A 16,232-nucleotide genomic window follows, 5' to 3' on the forward strand; every position below is an offset into this window, starting at 1 on the left:
TGATCGGCATTGAACTGGGCTGTTTCCGTTGCCTGCCACGCAAAATAGGCGCTGAACAGCGTCACCACGTTTTCTTCGGTTAATTGCTCGTTATCGGTTAACCACATCGCGCACAGCATTTTCAGGCGGAAGAAATGGCGCACCAGTGCCAAGAATGATTCGCCATAGTTCTTGGCATCAATGCCAGGGAACACGTGGTGATATAGGCTATACAGCAGCGCATTGCGCAGAATATGCGGCTGTTCTGTAAAGAGAGTTTGGGTCTGCCAAGCGGCCTCTAACTCCTGTAGGCGTTCTGCTAAGCGTGCCGGTTGCATAATGCTTAGCTCACTGAGTTTCAGCATCATCGGCATTTTTTGCGGTAAAGGCAGGTTCAGATTCAAACGCAGCGCGCCCATTCCTTGCAGCGCTTCCAGCCGGCTCTCAACAATCGGCGGCAGCATCCCCAGTTGCTGCTGGAGCATATTTTGATCGGCCAGCAACATCAGCTGTTCACCCATGGAAGCAATCTGCTCACAGGACTCATCGCCTTGCTCTGACAAAGTTTGCGCCTTGCTCAACAGCACGCCGATGGCATACAGGCTGCACTCCAAATTCATGGCACGCTGAATGGTTAAATTGATACACTGCTGGTTCACCTGCTCCAGCCACGGGCTGAGAGCGTCTTTCGCCATAGCCTGTGTTTGAACCGGATGTAGCACAAAAGCCTCAGGGTTGAGCAATGTCTCACGCACCGCGCTTTCACAGCCCAGCATCAGGCTTTCACGCTCTTGATTCTGGAAGCGTTGAGTGACTCGCGGATATTCGCCCTGCTCAGTTTTACACTTAGGGCAGTTGCACGTTTCCTGAAGAGCCACAAAACGAGCCACATATTCAGGCTGATAACTTTCAATCAGTTGCATTTCAATCTTCTCCAGAACAACGCGCTCACGCGCTGCTCTTTACTTAGGTTTTCTAAAGAACCAGTGAGTGCAGTCAATTTCTTTATCCTGCAAGTAATCCCAATCACGGTTCAGGTAAGCGAAGCTGGGGTGAAATGCCAGCCAGCAATGTTGCTGCATCAGCTCTTTCCAACGCATATCCATGCGTGCGGCTTTGGGTTCAGCACCCGCTTGCAACGAGGTTAAACATTCACGGTAGTGGGTCAGTAATGTATTGAAATAACTACTATTGATGGCATACGCGCAGCCACAAAGCGCGTCATAAACTCGGCCAACAGACGGCAAGCTTTCCATCAGGTGCATCTCAAAATGCTTAGCGCCTAACAGCACGACGTTCCATTCGATGTTGGGTAACGCTTTGAGCAAACCATTGACGTTGGTGACCGTATTTTCTTTTTTCACGAACTGAATATCGGCGTCCAAAATCAATACGTTGCGCCATCCTTGCTGCTGCGCCTGCTCCAGAACGTGGCAATGCGTAGTGAGCTCTGAAATTTCTCGCGTTGATTCAATCTGCTTAGGCAAACACACCAGCCGTTCAGAAGGGATACCAAACGCCACCAGCGCCTGACAGCGATCGGACAAGTCAGCTTCACTGGCGGGATCAAACAGCACCGCTACTTTCTCAAAGCATTCCCAATAAACAGGCTGGGTCGAAGGCGTCAGGCTTAGGCGGCGGTAATGCGCCAGCAGATTAGTGTCTTGAACGAAGTCTTCCAGCGTCAGATCAACCGGTTCACAGCTCGACATGATGTAGTCTTTGTCATAGGTGTTAGCACTGTGCGATACACACAAAATGGCGCGCTTGGGGTCAATTTGTAATACCGGTGCACTAAAATTATTCAGAAAGCCCTGTTCTTCAGCCAGCATCGCGTCATGCTCATAACGATGCTTTCTCAGAAAATTTTTGTGGTAGGCAAAAGTGCCGTTGAGCGCATGCTTCGGCCCAAAAGGATGAGTGCGGTAGATTTTATTGAGATGGCTGTACCAAACGTAGATCTGATCGGAACCTGAAAACAGCGCGTTGTTGCGCTGGAGTTCATCCACCTGATAAGAGATTTTTTGCGGCGAATAGTAGTCATCATCGTCGAAACAGACGATATATTCACCTTTAGCCAGATCGTTAAGCATATTGCGCTTTTCACCCAGCATCAGACGGCGATCGCTGTGAATATAGCGGACGTTCTCCATGCTAGGGTCGACCAGCATATCCACCAGATCTTGGCTGCTGTGTGGTGAATCATCCACGATGATCAGTTCACGGCGATCGGCGGGGTAATCCTGATATTGATAGATATAAAGCAAGTAAGGTAAAAACTCGCGGCGGTTGTAGCTTGGACACACCACGCTCACAAAAGGTTTTTCGCCTTCAACCCGCTGACTGCCCTGGCGTTGGAGCAGATGGTTCATCAAATTCGACGAGGTATTTTTTTTATTATTCAGTTTGTTATTCACACTTATGTACCGTATCTGATTAACGCGTCGCGGCCTGACGGCGCAGCCAGCACTGGGTCGAGATCGCATCAGTCACTTTTTGCGCCTGCCGCTCACGTTCACGCGCCACGAAATCACGGCGCTGTTCGAGTACCAGCTCCACGCTTTTCTCACGTCGCGCTTCATGAACTAAATCTGCCTGTAGCTGCTTAGCCTGAATATCCGCCAGTGCCTGTTCCTGTCTCTGCCATTCGATCACGCGTTGAATGTTTTTCTTATAGCCAGACTGGTTATTCATCAGCAATGCCGAACTTCCCTGTAGCTGCGGCACTCCGGCCGAAAGCTCGGTCAGTGCGGCAATATTGCGTTCATAGCGCTGGCAAAGCTGCTTCTGCGAAGAGAGCTTCCCGCTGATGTCCTGTACCGCACGGTTACGCAGTTGACGCAGCTGTTCCAGCGTTGAAATCATCTTGCTCATAGGGATACCTATCCGGTTAAGCCCGTGCCAGCAGGCAAAGATCGCTGATGGTGCCGTTAAGCAGCGCGGCGTCTGAGACTTCCTGCTGCAAGAAATTGTGGATTGCCGGAGAGAGTTTTACCGCGCGATCGGCCGTGGGATCGGCTCCCGCCACGTAGCCCCCAAGGGGGATCAGCGGTTTGATACTCATATATTCGGCATACAGCTGTTTGAGGGTGCGAGCCGCACGTTGGTGATCGCGCTGTGTCACCTGACTCATACAACGGCTGATTGACTGACCAATATCGATAGCCGGATAGTGCCCTGCTTCTGCTAAATGACGAGACAAAACGATATGTCCGTCGAGCACCGCTCGCGCGCAGTCCACTATCGGATCCTGCTGGTCATCGCCTTCGGCTAGAACCGTATATATTGCCGTCATGGTGCCCGCACCAGTGCTGTTACCTGCGGTTTCCACCAGTTTGGGAATGATGCCAAACGCCGAAGGCGGATAGCCTTTGGTTGCCGGAGGCTCGCCCAATGACAGCGCAATTTCACGCTGCGCCATCGCGTAACGGGTGAGTGAATCCACCAGCAAGAGTACATCTTTGCCTTTATCGCGGTAGTAACTGGCAATAGAGTGGCAAAGTTCGGTAGCTTTGATACGCATCAGCGGCGATTCATCCGCCGGTGCCGCAACGATTACAGATTTCGCCATGCCTTCAGCGCCCAGCGAATTATCAATAAACTCTTTCACTTCGCGGCCACGTTCACCGATTAACCCAACCACCACCACTTCTGCTTGGGTATAACGGGTGATCATGCCCAGCAGCACGCTTTTACCCACGCCGCTGCCGGCCATCAGGCCGACACGTTGCCCTTTGCCGATGGTGAGCAAACCATTGATAGCGCGCACACCAACGTCTAATGGCTCTTCAACCGGACGTCGCGTCAGCGGGTGAATTTGCGCAATTTGCTGAGGTAATAAGGTATCGCCACCAAGTTTGCCCTTGGCATCAAGCGGTTCACCCAATCCATTCACCACGCGGCCTAGCCACTGATCGCCAATCAGTACGCCTTCATCTTTTTCAGCCGGAAATACACGCGCGCCCGCAATTAAACCGACGGGGTGTTTGAACGGCATCAGGTAAGTGACATCGCGGTCAAAACCGACAACCTGCGCATCCATCAACTCATGTTCAGTGCTTTCTACGCGGCAAAGTTGCCCTACCGCTAAGCGGCAGCCAACGCACTCCAGCAGAATGCCGTTTACTCGCACCAAACGACCGGCCACGCGTGCCAGATTGATGTTTTCAATGGATTTTAGCGCCTGCTCAAAGTCGGTATTTATCATGCAACTAGCTCATCAGCGGTATCAGGCAATAAACTGCTTTGCAGCACGTCCATGCACTGATCGAGGCGATGCTGGCAGCCAACATCCATTTCGGAGGTGTCGGTCACTACCCGACACTCGCCCGGTGCCATATCCGCGTCCGCACACAGCCCCCACTCGCGCGCCTTCTCAGGCTCGGCTTCGCTAATGCGGCGGAATTCTTCTGGGTTGAGGTACACCTTGAGCTGATCGGGGATTTGCGGCAGGCTGCTGAGTGCTTCTTCCACCAGCGTTAATAGCTGAGTTGGCTGTAATGTCAGCTCGCAGCGGATCACCTGGCGTGTCACTTTTTCTACCAGTTGCAACAGTTCTTCACGGCGACGAAGTTCATAACCATCGAGATAACGCTGTAGCTGAGCGGTGAGGGAATCGAGCGGCTCAGCGGCATCGATAAACTGCTGTTTGCCCGCCAGTTTGCCTTCGGCAAAACCTTTGCGCATTCCCTCTTCAAAACCCGTATTTACGCCTTCCTGATAGCCTTCCTCTTTGCCTTCTTCCAGACCCTGAGCAAAGCCACGGTTCAATCCGTCCTGAAAACCATCCATCAGTTGCTTTTGGTACTCTGCCGGATCGAGCGCCTGCATTAAGTCGCCGCTTTCGCCCGTTAATCCATTGGCTTTCTGCCAGCTTTTCCGCAAAGGCGGAAACTTATGCTGGCGTGGAACGGCACTTTGGCGCGCAGCGGCACGGCGGCTATTCAGCGGCGCAAAAACTGATTTTTGGTTTTCTTTATGCATGACCGTTATTCCACCGTTTGCTCAGCGAAGAGCTGTACCTGAATTTCGCCATCTTCAGCCAGCGAGCGCACTGAACTCATGATCTCTTTACGAACCTGCTCGATACGGCTAACCGGCACTGGGCCCAAGCGGGCCGTGGTGCTTTGCAACAGTTGAACCTGACGCTTTGGCATCACGTTGAAAATGGACTGGCGTAAAACGGTTTCGGTTCCTTTCAGCGCCACGGCCCAATCTTCGATCGGGATTTCATCCATCAGACGCTGCAACGTGGCGGTGTTTTGACGGCTAAGAATGAAGAATTCGTACATTTCATCTTTCAGCTCATCCACCACTTCTTCGTCACGTTCACGCAGTTGGTCTAACAAAATCTGCTGGTTAGAAGGAATACGGTTCACGATATTTGCCGCATGCTTAATACCGGTGACCTTCGAACCGTGTTCTGACAGCACGGCAACGCCGCGTTCAATCAGTCGATCCAGTTCATCAATGACGTCGCGGTTCACGTCGTCCAGCTTAGCGATGCGGTAAACCACTTCGTCCTGACGCTCTTCAGGCAGGTAAGTCAGGATGCCAGCAGCCACTTCCGGTGGCAGGAAAGCCAAGAACACGGCCTGTAACTGCAAGTGCTCTTGCTCAATCAGCGCAGCCAACTGGGGAATATCCACCCACTGCAAACGCGCCATGCGATAGCGAATTTCATCGCCATAAATACCGTTGATCACGCTGCGGGCAATTTCACCGCCGAGTGATTTTTCCAAGATCCCTTGCAGGTAAGTTCGCGAAGCACCGTTAATGCCGCTTTGTTCCTGATAATCTTGGAAGAAGTTATTAATCGCCTGACGAGCGTGCGCCACCTTAACGCCGTGCATACGCGCCATGGTTTCGCTGATGCGAATCACTTCCTCACGGCTGAGTTTTTGCATCACGGTCGCCGCCGCTGCTTCGCCAATGCTCAGCATCAAAATAGCGGCTTGTTCTATGCGGCTACGTTCGCTGTTGGCGTTCGAACCGATTCGACTACTATTGTTTTGTGCCATCACGCTCATTGCTGTTAATCCATTGTTTCAATACTTCAGCCACTCGCTCGGTTTCACGTTGAGCCAGCATTTGCATATATTCCACCTTGGTCTCCAGACCGGAGCTTTGCGGCGGCAGATTGTTGTCTTCTTGGAAAGCGATGGCATTAGGGAGCCCTTGGGTAAGTCCCTCATCCGTCGTCACCATATCTTTTTCAAGTAGCTTGTTATCTGGCATTTCATCGGCGATGGCATCGACGGTCACTGGCTCACGTACCTGACTGAATCGACGCGCAACCGGACGCACACCAAACAGCACGGCGAGCAGAGCCAAGAAGCCGATTCCGCCCATCTCACCCCAGCGCTGAATAGATGGGTCTTGCCACCACGTCATCACCGGCATATCGATATCAGCCGGGGCCGTAAATGCCATCATGTCGAGCGTGAGCGAGTCGCCGCGATCGCGGCTGATGCCCGCCGCATCTTCAATTAATTTAGTGAGGCCAGTCACCTGAGTTGGCGTCCATTCGGCTAACGCCGGAGCCGCTTTATTCAACACAATGGCGACCGTCATTTTTTCCAGCTTGTATCCCGGATGACGGATATGGCGCACGTCGCGATCGTAGGCGTAATTACGCTGAGCCTGATTGCGCGTGGAAAGTGCCTGTTGGTTGTTGTTCGCATCGGCGGGGGCTGCACCTGCCGCAGGAGCTGGCGGAGCCGGACGGTTACTCAAGGAACCCGGAACGCCCATCGCTAATTCGTTGGTGGTGTTTTCCTGATTCACGCTTTCATTACTGATGCGCGGATCGCCACCCAGACGTTCCTGCGTTTCTTCAACGCTGCTCATATCAACCTGTGGCACGACGCTGATACGGTAGTTGGAAGTACCCACCACGGAGCTCAGCAGGTTCGCAATATTCTTTTCGGTGTCGGCTTTTAGACGGTTGATCACGTCGTTGCCCTGACGGATACCGGCAATGTTGGAATTACCCGCTTGGAAGCCTTCAGACAGCAAAGCGCCGTTCTGATCGACAACGCGCACGTTAGCGACTTTCATGCCGGGAATGCTACCGGCAACCAGCTGCACAATCGCCCCAACCTGCTGATCGTTCAGCTCTTTGCCATAGCGTAAACGCACCACCACGGAAGCGCTGCTGTCGGGTTTATTGCTCATCACAAACGAACTGGATTCCATCAGGCCAAGATGCACGCGCGCATGCTCAACCGGATCCAAACCCATGATGCTTTGCGCCAACTCACCTTCGAGGCTGCGTTTGTAACGAACGTTCTGGATAAACTGGCTGCTGCCCAGCATCTCCTCTTTGTCCATCAGCTCGTAGCCGCTTGGCATTACCGCTGAAATACCTTTGGCAGCCAACGCCATGCGGGCTTTTGGCAGATTGTTTTCATCAATCAGGAGTTGGCCGTTATCAGGATTGATACGGTAAGCAATATTCTCTGCCCCCAGAACTTCAACCACCTGTGAAACCGGTATGTTTTCCTGAGAGCCAAATAGCGCGACATAGCCCTGATTGCTGCGCCATAAAGAAATGACAATAGCGCCGGTCAGCACAACGGCTGCGGCGCCAATCATCACCATATTTTTATTGATACCCTGCGGCAACGCGGGGATTTTTGCTTTGATTTTGTTTAACACTGACTAACCTTTAGAGGGCGATATTCATAACTTCGTCCAGCGCCGTGGTGAGCTTATTGCGCACCTGCACCATGGCAGAAAAGGCCACGCTGGCTTTCTGGCTTTCCAGCATTGCGCCGGTTAAATCATCACTTTGGCCGGTATCAATCGCCGTTTGTTTCGCACTGGCAACATGCTGCATTTGATCGACATGGTTGATGGCGTTATTCATCACCTGACCAAACGAAACAGACTGCGGCGCGGAAGAGAACAAAGACGTGTTCGCTGGCGCAATAGCCATGTTTGGCGCAATGCCCGCCGACGCTGCCGCCGCGGTTTGCTGCATGCGCTGCATCATTTGCATCTGCGACGCTGGCATACCTAAACCTTCAATCTTATCCATCACTTATTTCCTTTACGGGGTGAGCGGGACCTTACCAACCCCCTCCCAGCCTCCCCCTTCTCAGGGGGAGGAGCCGATCTAGGTTTTCGCAACCTACGCTGAACGGTTCCCTCTCCTGCTAAGGGGAGGGTTTGGGTGGGGATGAATGACAAGGTCAGCTCACCCCAGCTTCGCAATTACGAATAACATTCCACATCAATGCCTTCATCGCGCATTGAGGCGAGTCGGTAACGCAGCGCACGCGGCGTAATACCTAAAAATTCAGCTGTTTTAGATTTGTTGCCTTTATGGCGTTTCAGCAGATCGACGATGTACTGGAATTCAGCCATACGGCCATGCAGCTTCACGTTACGCATAGCGGGAACGGCACCGCTTGCTGAAACGGGCGCATTTTCATCATAGGCAGGCAACATCGGCATTCCCGGTGCGGCTGGAATTGGTGTGGCGGCTAGGCCAAAATCACTGCCTTTAATCACGCCGTTATTACTCAGAATCAGTCCGCGCTGAATAACGTTTTCTAATTCACGTACGTTGCCTGGCCAGTTGTATTGCAACAATGCCTGACGTGCTTCATCAGTCAGCTGAGTTTTACCCGCATGGAAAGCCTGATATTTTTGAATGAAGCGTAGCGCCAAAGGAATAATGTCTTGGGTGCGTTCACGCAGAGGTGAAATATGAATAGGCACCACGGATAAACGATAGAACAGATCCTGACGAAAACGCCCTTCCGCAATCTCAACTTGCAAATCTTTATTGGTTGATGCAATTAAACGAATATCAAGAGGGATACGTTTATGGCTACCTAAACGCTCAACTTCCTGCTCTTGTAATACACGTAATAATTTAGCCTGTAACGAAAGTGGCATATCTCCAATTTCATCAAGCAATAAAGTTCCGCCGTTAGCTTGTTCGAATTTACCTGGAACACTGGTTACTGCACCGGTAAAAGCACCCTTCTCATAACCGAATAAAATAGCTTCCAGCATACTTTCTGGAATCGCTGCACAATTTACGCCGATATAAGGTGCATTCTCACCAAGCGCATGGTGATGAATGTATTTGGCGACGCACTCTTTACCCGTACCGGTCTCACCCGTAATGAGTACAGAAACATTAAAGTTGGCCACGCGACGGGCTAATGAAAACACGCTAACACTAGATGGCGCATTAGCAATAAATCCGTTCTCATTGTGAGATTTGTGATCGACGATAATATTCATGGTGTATTGCAGCCTCTATAAACCGAGAGTGGCCTACATATAATATGCAGGTATCTTCATACCGTATTAATGTGTGCTGCAAAGGTGATAACAATAGAGTATTTATCTCTATACAAGCAATGACACATTAAAAGAGAGAAAATATCTAAAACCCTCTTTGTTACCGGTAATCCGTTCTAGTTAACAATTAGAAAACATATTTATAATCTAGTCGTATCGCCTTAAAGATAATAAACATAGTTATTAGTTTACTTAGGTGACGATTCAATAAAACGGAGTATATAGATACCTTAATCATTGTCTTGTTTTTAATGAGTATTAAAAAATAAAGGCACTATAATCAATAAGATACAAAGTTATTAATGGATATTAATCTAATAAAAATAATAGATTAATAAGCCAACACCCCTTGTATAGAAAGTGGAATGCAGGTTTAATCCTATTCCCGTGAAAAAGGATGTGTTGTGAAGATTGTCGAGCGTTATCGGTTTAGAGTTGTAGCTCTCAAATAAATAGTACGACTCACTGAAATCATAACTTAAGTAACAAATGAATTTTTTTACACATTTTTTGGCAAGCACTATTCGAACCTTGATGTACCCAAGATATTTCACGATTCAGGGTATGACTGAAGAAGCTTAAGCTGCCAGAAGAAAGTCACACTTGGAATAAAAATGCAGCCTTCAGCAAACAGAATCAGAATACACAACAAAAACCAGCATCCTGACTTGGTTAAGCTGGAAGTGAATAAGCTTGGACGTCCTTATCATAAACTGCCAAAGATTATGAACGACTGTTTTGACATCTTAGATGCCAAACTGAGTATTTATTTCTTGAAGAAATATCGTGTTAATGTCGCGTTAAATAAAATGACATTTAAAATGGACTGTAATTACAAGAACGCGCAAATTTTTTCTACGCCTTATGGAAATATTGCATTTGATATCGATCGTATTTTATTGCTCGATATTCTTCACGATTATTACGGCCTAAGCAAAGACAACACGCGTCTATCTCCTGATTTAGAACAACCTACAACAAAAACAGAAGAACGACTAAAAACAAAACTGGCGCAAGAATTAACGCAATTAATTATCAATCAGGAAACGTTTGGTGAATCATTAGAAATAAAAAATGATTACTCAACGGTAATTAGCCAGTGGTCTTATTGCGTAACGTTCTGGTTAGAAGGCTACGAGAAAGGGGGGTTCTCTATTCTATTAGATAACCATCACGTGGATAAAATGCTATCTAATATGCGTGGGCCAATCGAAGAAACTCAGCCGCGTGAAAATATTACCCCTGTTCAAATTGAACGCATGTTTTATGGTTTACCGTTGAAACTGAATGGCCGACTGGCGAGTTTAAATCTAACGGTTTCCCAATTATTAAATATTGAAGCTGGTGATGTCATTCCTATTTCGTTGAATGAGCAGCTTCCTATCTTTATCGGTAAAGAGCAGATGTTTAGCGCCGTGGTAGCAGAAGACCGCGGCAAATTGTTCTTGTCTGAATTCAACGATAAAACCACCGAGATGAACTATGAGTGATCAACAAACCGACCTGGCGCAGGATCTTAACTTCGACGATTTCAATCTGTCAGAAGCCCCTCAGACTGATACGACAGAAAGCCAGAATCGCGACAACGTCCCTCGCTACGATTTGCAGCAGGACAGCAACGCCGAAAGCCCGCTGGATAAGATGCGCAAAATGTCGCTCTTTAGCCGCATTCCCGTCACGTTGACTTTAGAAGTTGCCTCCGTAGAGATTTCTTTGGCTGAGCTGATGACGGTTAACAACGATTCCGTGATCGAACTCGACAAGCTCGCAGGCGAACCACTGGATATTAAAGTGAACGGCATTTTGTTCGGTAAGGCAGAAGTCGTGGTACTTAATGATAAATACGGCCTGCGCATTATCGAGTTCAACAGCAAAGATTTAGGCGAGCTGGCACGATGAATCGCCTGATCCGCTCCGGTGGCTTAACGCTACTGCTCACCATCGGATTGCTTTTCTCTCCACTGCTGCTTGCCGCAAACGGAGACGTGACGCTATTTAGCACCGCAGATAACGGCGGCGGTCAGGATTACAACGTCAAAATTGAAATCCTGATCCTGATGACCTTGCTTGGCCTGCTGCCAATCATGGTGCTGATGATGACCTGCTTCACCCGCTTTATTATCGTGCTGGCCATTTTGCGTCAGGCGTTAGGTCTACAGCAAAGTCCACCCAATAAAATCCTGACCGGCATCGCGCTGGCCTTAACGCTATTGGTTATGCGTCCGGTTTGGACCACGGTCTATAACGATGCCGTCATACCGTATCAAAGCGATCAGATCACCATGAAAGAAGCATTGGTGAAGGCTGAAGCGCCGCTGAAAAAATATATGCTGGCGCAAACCAGCCAAAAAGCGATGGCGCAGATGATGGGTATCGCTCAGGTGACTGGAGCGGCCGAAGAGCAGGATCTGACCGTGGTGACGCCAGCCTATATTCTGAGCGAGCTTAAGACCGCGTTTCAGATTGGCTTTATGATCTACATTCCATTTTTGGTCATTGACCTGATCGTCGCCAGCATTCTGATGGCGATGGGTATGATGATGCTATCGCCGCTGATCGTCTCACTGCCGTTCAAGCTGATGCTGTTTGTGCTGTGTGACGGGTGGACGCTTATCGTCGGCACACTAACTTCTAGCGTACAGGGGTTATAGCCATGATGACGATGGACGTTGCTGGCGACATCATGGCCAGCGGTATTCGCCTTGTGCTGATGATCTCTGTGGTGGCGATTATTCCCAGCCTGTTGATTGGCCTGTGCGTGAGTATTTTTCAGGCCACCACGCAGATTAACGAACAAACGCTGAGTTTTTTGCCTCGTCTAGTCATGACGCTACTGGTGCTGATCTTTGGTGGAAAATGGATGCTGACTCAGCTATCCGATTTCACCATCGATATCTTCCACCAAGCTGCGGTACTGGTTGGATAAATCGCTATGGGCATTGATATTCAGACGTTAATTACGCCACTGTTGGCGCTTTGGCTGCCTTTCGTGCGTATTTTATCTTTTCTGCATTTCAGCCCAATTTTCGATCAGAAGTCGTTTTCACGCCGCATCAAAATTGGCACTGCGCTGGGGCTTTCTATTCTGATAACCCCCATGCTGCACAATAACGTGGTGCTCACCGAACTGATGTCGATGCGCAGCGTGATTTTGATGGGCGAGCAAATTCTGTGGGGTTTTCTGTTCGGTGCGACCCTACAGCTGGTGTTTGTTGCGCTGCAAACCGCGGGGCATATTCTTTCGATGAATATGGGCCTCGGTATGGCGATGATGAACGATCCCAGCAGCGGCTCCTCCACCACGGTAATTTCACAGATTATTTTTGTATTTTGTGCCCTGCTATTTTTCACTATGGATGGACACCTGCTGTTTATGACCATCCTGTACAAAGGCTTTGTCTATTGGCCTATCGGGCAAGCCATCAATGAATTTTCACTGCGCACGCTGGCACTGAGCTTGGGCTGGATAATGTCGTCAGCCACGCTAATTGCCTTGCCAACCACCTTCGTGATGCTGATTGTGCAGGGCGGATTTGGTCTGCTAAACCGCGTATCACCCACGTTGAACCTGTTTTCGCTCGGTTTCCCCATCAGCATGCTGTTTGGCCTGCTGTGTATGACGCTGATTATCGCTAACGTCCCCGACCATTATCTCAATCTAACCAACGAGATCTTGGCGCGCCTCGACAATATGAGGGTGAACTGATGTCTGCCAGTTCAGGTGATAAGAGCGAAAAACCCACCTCGGGCAAATTACGAAAAGCCCGCGGCAAAGGTGATATCCCCCGCTCCAAAGATATGACGATGGCGACCGGTTTACTGGCCTCGTTTATCACCATGACGGTTTTTTTCCCTTTTTATAAGCACCTGATCAGCGAATCCTTTATGTCGGTGAGCATCATGGGAAACAAGCTGGATGATGATGGCGTGATTGAGCAGTTTTTACTGCGTAACGTTTTTATCTTATTGAAGTTTATCGCCACGCTGATCCCGATCCCGGTAGCGTGTATTGTTGCCAGTTTGGTGCCAGGCGGCTGGATTTTTACGCCAAATAAATTAATTCCTGATTTTAAAAAAATTAATCCGATCAGCGGTGTAAAACGCATGTTTTCTGCCAGCCACTACGTGGACGTGGGAAAAATGCTGGCGAAATGTGGCGTATTGCTAATAACGCTCTACATGATGGTGCATGACTCCCTGACACCGCTGTTACAACTGCAAACCATGTATCTGCGTCAGGCCATTATGGCTGGCTTCGACATTTTGCATCACGTTCTCAGCTATTTCGTGGCCATTATCGTCATATTTGCCTTTATTGACGTGCCGCTTAGCAAATTCATGTTCACCAAAAAGATGCGCATGACCAAGCAGGAAGTGAAAGAAGAGTACAAAAATAACGACGGTAATCCGCAAATTAAAGGGCGTATTCGTCAGCTACAGCGGCAAATGGCAATGGGACAGATTAACCAAACCGTACCCACCGCCGACGTGATTTTGACTAACCCAACGCACTATGCGGTGGCGTTAAAGTATGACCCCGATAAAGCCCAAGCGCCCTTTATTGTCGCTAAAGGCGTAGATGATATTGCGCTTTATATCCGTGAAGTGGCGATGACCAATAACATTGAAGTGGTGGAGTTTCCGCCGCTGGCGCGTGCGGTTTATCACACCACCCGCGTGAATCAACAGATCCCAGCGCAGCTGTTCCGCGCTATCGCTCACGTATTGACCTATGTGATGCAGATTAAATCTTGGCGTTCAGGCCAAACCGAATTTAAACCCCGTTTGAATACGCAAATCGAGATCCCGAAAGAGGTGCTAAAGACGCATGGCAAACAGTAAGTTAAAGCTGGCTTTTACAACATTAAGGCAGGGAAACGTCGGCGTCCCGATCCTGTTGCTGTGCGTACTGGCAATGGTTATTTTGCCTTTGTCACCGCTGGTACTGGATATCCTATTCACCTTCAACATCGTGCTGGCGGTGTTGGTGCTCTTGGTTGCGGTCAACAGTAAGCGTCCACTCGACTTCGCCGTTTTCCCAACGATTTTGCTGATAACCACGCTGATGCGACTGACGCTAAACGTGGCATCAACCCGTGTGGTTTTACTTCACGGTCATGAAGGCGTAGGCGCTGCCGGTAAGGTTATCGAAGCCTTTGGTCAGGTCGTGATTGGCGGTAACTTCGTCGTAGGTTTTGTGGTCTTCGTTATTTTGATGATCATCAACTTCGTGGTTGTTACCAAGGGTGCTGAACGTATTTCCGAGGTTTCTGCTCGCTTTACGCTAGACGCCCTGCCGGGTAAACAGATGGCTATCGACGCCGATCTGAACGCCGGTTTGATCAATCAGGAACAGGCCAGAGCACGCCGTAAAGACGTTGCCAACGAGGCCGATTTCTACGGTGCGATGGACGGTGCATCGAAGTTTGTTCGTGGTGACGCCGTTGCTGGGATCATGATCCTGATTATCAACGTGATCGGCGGTATCTGTATTGGTATCTTTAAATACGATTTGGATGCCAGCCATGCGTTCCAGCAATATGTTCTGCTGACGATTGGTGATGGTCTGGTCGGTCAGATCCCATCCCTGCTGTTGGCGACCGCCGCTGCAATTATCGTGACCCGCGTGAGCGATGGTGAAGACGTTAGCGATGAAATCAAAACTCAGCTGTTAGCAAAACCGACCGTTCTCTATACCGCTGCGTTTGTGATGTTCATTCTGGCCGTGGTGCCAGGCATGCCGCATATTGCCTTCCTCAGCTTCACCGGTTTGCTGTTGTTCGCCGGATGGAAACAGAGCAAGAAGGTGCAAAAAGCCGAGCCGGTCACCGATATGGAGGCTATCAGCGAAGCCATTTCCAAAGACAATACGCCGGTCGTGAGCTGGGATAGTATCCCGCTTATCGAGCCTATCGGTTTGAACTTAGGATATAAGCTGGTCACGCTGGTTGATTCCGCCAAAGGCAGCCCGCTTTCCCAGCGTATTCGCGGTGTTCGACAGGTGATATCTGAAACCTGTGGCGTATTGCTACCCGAAATTCGGATTCGCGAAAACTTCCGCCTGAAGCCAGCCCAATACGCCATTCATATCAACGGGATAAAAGTGGCAACCGGCGAAGTTCACTCCGACAAGTTAATGGCTATTCCGGGCGCTGAACTGTATGGCGAAATTGACGGCGTATTAGATACCGATCCGGCCTACGGCATGGCGATCATCTGGATCGTGCCAGAACAAAAAGCCAAGGCGTTAAATCTGGGCTATCAGGTTGTGGATTGCGCCAGCGTGGTTGCGACCCACGTGAATAAAGTGGCGCGTCACTATTTGCCAGATTTGTTCAACTATGACGACATCACCCATCTTCATGCGCGTTTGGGCTTACAGGCCCCCAAACTGGCGGAAGATCTGGCTGGTGCGCTTAACTTCAGCCAACTGCTGCGAATTTATCGTCAGCTACTGACCGAACACGTTTCGCTAAAAGATATTGTCACCATTGCCTCGACGCTGTTAGAAAGCGCCGCGGTAACCAAAGACCCTATCTTGCTGACCGCAGACGTGCGCTACGCATTACGCCGCGCCATTATTAATAGCGTCAATGGTGATAAAGGCTCTCTAGCGGTATATACCATTGATAATGAATTGGAAAACTTGCTGCTGAGTGCCCTGAATCAGTCTCAACAGGCAGGCAAAGTGGCGCTAGATAGCTTCCCAGTTGATCCAAATATTTTGTCGCAGTTACAAAATACCATGCCAATGATCCACGAGCAGATGAAGGCACAAGGGCACGCGCCTATTTTGCTGGTTGCTCCGCAGCTTCGCCCTATCCTTTCACGCTACGCACGCCTATTCGCCGTAGGGTTGCAGGTGCTTTCGTATAACGAAGTGCCGGATGATAGTGATTTGAGTATTGTGGGGACGTTGGCTTAGGTTTTGT

At 49.6% G+C, this 16,232-nt stretch carries 16 protein-coding genes; 7 read left to right on the forward strand and 9 right to left on the reverse strand.

The window, feature by feature from the left end; genetic code table 11:
• The 9 genes from fliB to RSC70_RS18340 all read right to left on the reverse strand — a co-directional run.
• Positions 1-902, reverse strand: a 902-nt coding sequence (fliB, locus tag RSC70_RS18300) for a flagellin lysine-N-methylase (protein WP_332543133.1), incomplete at its 3' end; no start/stop codon positions are given.
• A 39-nt stretch (positions 903-941) separates the two neighbouring features.
• A complete protein-coding gene (locus tag RSC70_RS18305; protein WP_227741631.1) occupies positions 942-2,396 on the reverse strand; it encodes a glycosyltransferase family 2 protein in 1,455 nt (484 codons plus the stop codon).
• A gap of 19 nt (positions 2,397-2,415) precedes the next feature.
• Complete coding sequence (fliJ, locus tag RSC70_RS18310; protein ID WP_025799682.1) at positions 2,416-2,853, reverse strand: flagellar export protein FliJ; 438 nt, start codon at positions 2,851-2,853, stop codon at positions 2,416-2,418.
• Positions 2,854-2,869: 16 nt separating this feature from the next.
• On the reverse strand, positions 2,870-4,186 hold the full coding sequence (gene fliI / locus RSC70_RS18315) for a flagellar protein export ATPase FliI (protein WP_130998302.1): 1,317 nt from the start codon (positions 4,184-4,186) through the stop codon (positions 2,870-2,872).
• Entirely contained in the window at positions 4,183-4,962 is a 780-nt protein-coding gene (gene fliH / locus RSC70_RS18320) for a flagellar assembly protein FliH (RefSeq protein WP_115104182.1), read from the reverse strand. The genes fliI and fliH overlap by 4 nt, the downstream gene beginning before the upstream one ends.
• A gap of 5 nt (positions 4,963-4,967) precedes the next feature.
• Positions 4,968-6,008, reverse strand: coding sequence for a flagellar motor switch protein FliG (locus RSC70_RS18325; protein ID WP_025799690.1), 1,041 nt, complete (start codon positions 6,006-6,008; stop codon positions 4,968-4,970).
• Positions 5,983-7,638: a flagellar basal-body MS-ring/collar protein FliF gene (gene fliF, locus RSC70_RS18330; protein ID WP_040044537.1), complete on the reverse strand. Its 1,656-nt coding sequence runs from the start codon at positions 7,636-7,638 to the stop codon at positions 5,983-5,985. The genes RSC70_RS18325 and fliF overlap by 26 nt, the downstream gene beginning before the upstream one ends.
• Before the next feature lie 10 nt (positions 7,639-7,648).
• Entirely contained in the window at positions 7,649-8,020 is a 372-nt protein-coding gene (locus RSC70_RS18335; protein WP_025799693.1) for a flagellar hook-basal body complex protein FliE, read from the reverse strand.
• A gap of 176 nt (positions 8,021-8,196) precedes the next feature.
• The gene (locus RSC70_RS18340; RefSeq protein WP_046458864.1) at positions 8,197-9,240 is read right to left on the reverse strand and encodes a sigma-54 interaction domain-containing protein; all 1,044 of its coding nucleotides are present in this window, start codon (positions 9,238-9,240) and stop codon (positions 8,197-8,199) included.
• Positions 9,241-9,914: 674 nt separating this feature from the next.
• Here RSC70_RS18340 and RSC70_RS18345 point away from each other — a divergent pair.
• The 7 genes from RSC70_RS18345 to flhA are packed head-to-tail and all read left to right on the forward strand — an operon-like array spanning position 9,915 to position 16,225.
• Positions 9,915-10,790: a FliM/FliN family flagellar motor C-terminal domain-containing protein gene (locus tag RSC70_RS18345; RefSeq protein WP_332543134.1), complete on the forward strand. Its 876-nt coding sequence runs from the start codon at positions 9,915-9,917 to the stop codon at positions 10,788-10,790.
• The gene (gene fliN / locus RSC70_RS18350; protein WP_234618341.1) at positions 10,783-11,199 is read left to right on the forward strand and encodes a flagellar motor switch protein FliN; all 417 of its coding nucleotides are present in this window, start codon (positions 10,783-10,785) and stop codon (positions 11,197-11,199) included. Before RSC70_RS18345 ends, fliN begins: the two co-directional genes overlap by 8 nt.
• Positions 11,196-11,951 carry a flagellar type III secretion system pore protein FliP gene (gene fliP, locus RSC70_RS18355; RefSeq protein WP_052439861.1) on the forward strand — a complete coding sequence of 252 codons (756 nt, stop codon included), beginning with the start codon at positions 11,196-11,198 and terminating at the stop codon, positions 11,949-11,951. The genes fliN and fliP overlap by 4 nt, the downstream gene beginning before the upstream one ends.
• A 2-nt stretch (positions 11,952-11,953) precedes the next feature.
• Complete coding sequence (gene fliQ / locus RSC70_RS18360) at positions 11,954-12,226, forward strand: flagellar biosynthesis protein FliQ (protein ID WP_025799703.1); 273 nt, start codon at positions 11,954-11,956, stop codon at positions 12,224-12,226.
• A gap of 6 nt (positions 12,227-12,232) precedes the next feature.
• A complete protein-coding gene (fliR, locus tag RSC70_RS18365) occupies positions 12,233-13,006 on the forward strand; it encodes a flagellar biosynthetic protein FliR (protein ID WP_040044539.1) in 774 nt (257 codons plus the stop codon).
• On the forward strand, positions 13,006-14,142 hold the full coding sequence (gene flhB / locus RSC70_RS18370) for a flagellar biosynthesis protein FlhB (protein WP_130998301.1): 1,137 nt from the start codon (positions 13,006-13,008) through the stop codon (positions 14,140-14,142). The genes fliR and flhB overlap by 1 nt, the downstream gene beginning before the upstream one ends.
• Positions 14,129-16,225, forward strand: a complete 2,097-nt coding sequence (gene flhA, locus RSC70_RS18375) for a flagellar biosynthesis protein FlhA (RefSeq protein ID WP_282814834.1) — start codon at positions 14,129-14,131, stop codon at positions 16,223-16,225. The genes flhB and flhA overlap by 14 nt, the downstream gene beginning before the upstream one ends.
• Positions 16,226-16,232 lie beyond the last annotated feature (7 nt).

This window comes from Hafnia sp. (assembly GCF_036648275.1).
Lineage (GTDB): Bacteria > Pseudomonadota > Gammaproteobacteria > Enterobacterales > Enterobacteriaceae > Hafnia > Hafnia alvei.

Coding starts and splice junctions, on each gene's coding strand:
- fliJ (WP_025799682.1), bottom strand. CDS start 2,853: ATGAGCAAGATGATTTCAACGCTGGAACAGCTGCGTCAACTGCGTAAC.
- fliI (WP_130998302.1), bottom strand. CDS start 4,186: ATGATAAATACCGACTTTGAGCAGGCGCTAAAATCCATTGAAAACATC.
- fliH (WP_115104182.1), bottom strand. CDS start 4,962: ATGCATAAAGAAAACCAAAAATCAGTTTTTGCGCCGCTGAATAGCCGC.
- RSC70_RS18325 (WP_025799690.1), bottom strand. CDS start 6,008: ATGAGCGTGATGGCACAAAACAATAGTAGTCGAATCGGTTCGAACGCC.
- RSC70_RS18335 (WP_025799693.1), bottom strand. CDS start 8,020: ATGGATAAGATTGAAGGTTTAGGTATGCCAGCGTCGCAGATGCAAATG.
- RSC70_RS18340 (WP_046458864.1), bottom strand. CDS start 9,240: ATGAATATTATCGTCGATCACAAATCTCACAATGAGAACGGATTTATT.
- RSC70_RS18345 (WP_332543134.1), top strand. CDS start 9,915: ATGCAGCCTTCAGCAAACAGAATCAGAATACACAACAAAAACCAGCAT.
- fliN (WP_234618341.1), top strand. CDS start 10,783: ATGAGTGATCAACAAACCGACCTGGCGCAGGATCTTAACTTCGACGAT.
- fliP (WP_052439861.1), top strand. CDS start 11,196: ATGAATCGCCTGATCCGCTCCGGTGGCTTAACGCTACTGCTCACCATC.
- fliQ (WP_025799703.1), top strand. CDS start 11,954: ATGATGACGATGGACGTTGCTGGCGACATCATGGCCAGCGGTATTCGC.
- fliR (WP_040044539.1), top strand. CDS start 12,233: ATGGGCATTGATATTCAGACGTTAATTACGCCACTGTTGGCGCTTTGG.
- flhB (WP_130998301.1), top strand. CDS start 13,006: ATGTCTGCCAGTTCAGGTGATAAGAGCGAAAAACCCACCTCGGGCAAA.
- flhA (WP_282814834.1), top strand. CDS start 14,129: ATGGCAAACAGTAAGTTAAAGCTGGCTTTTACAACATTAAGGCAGGGA.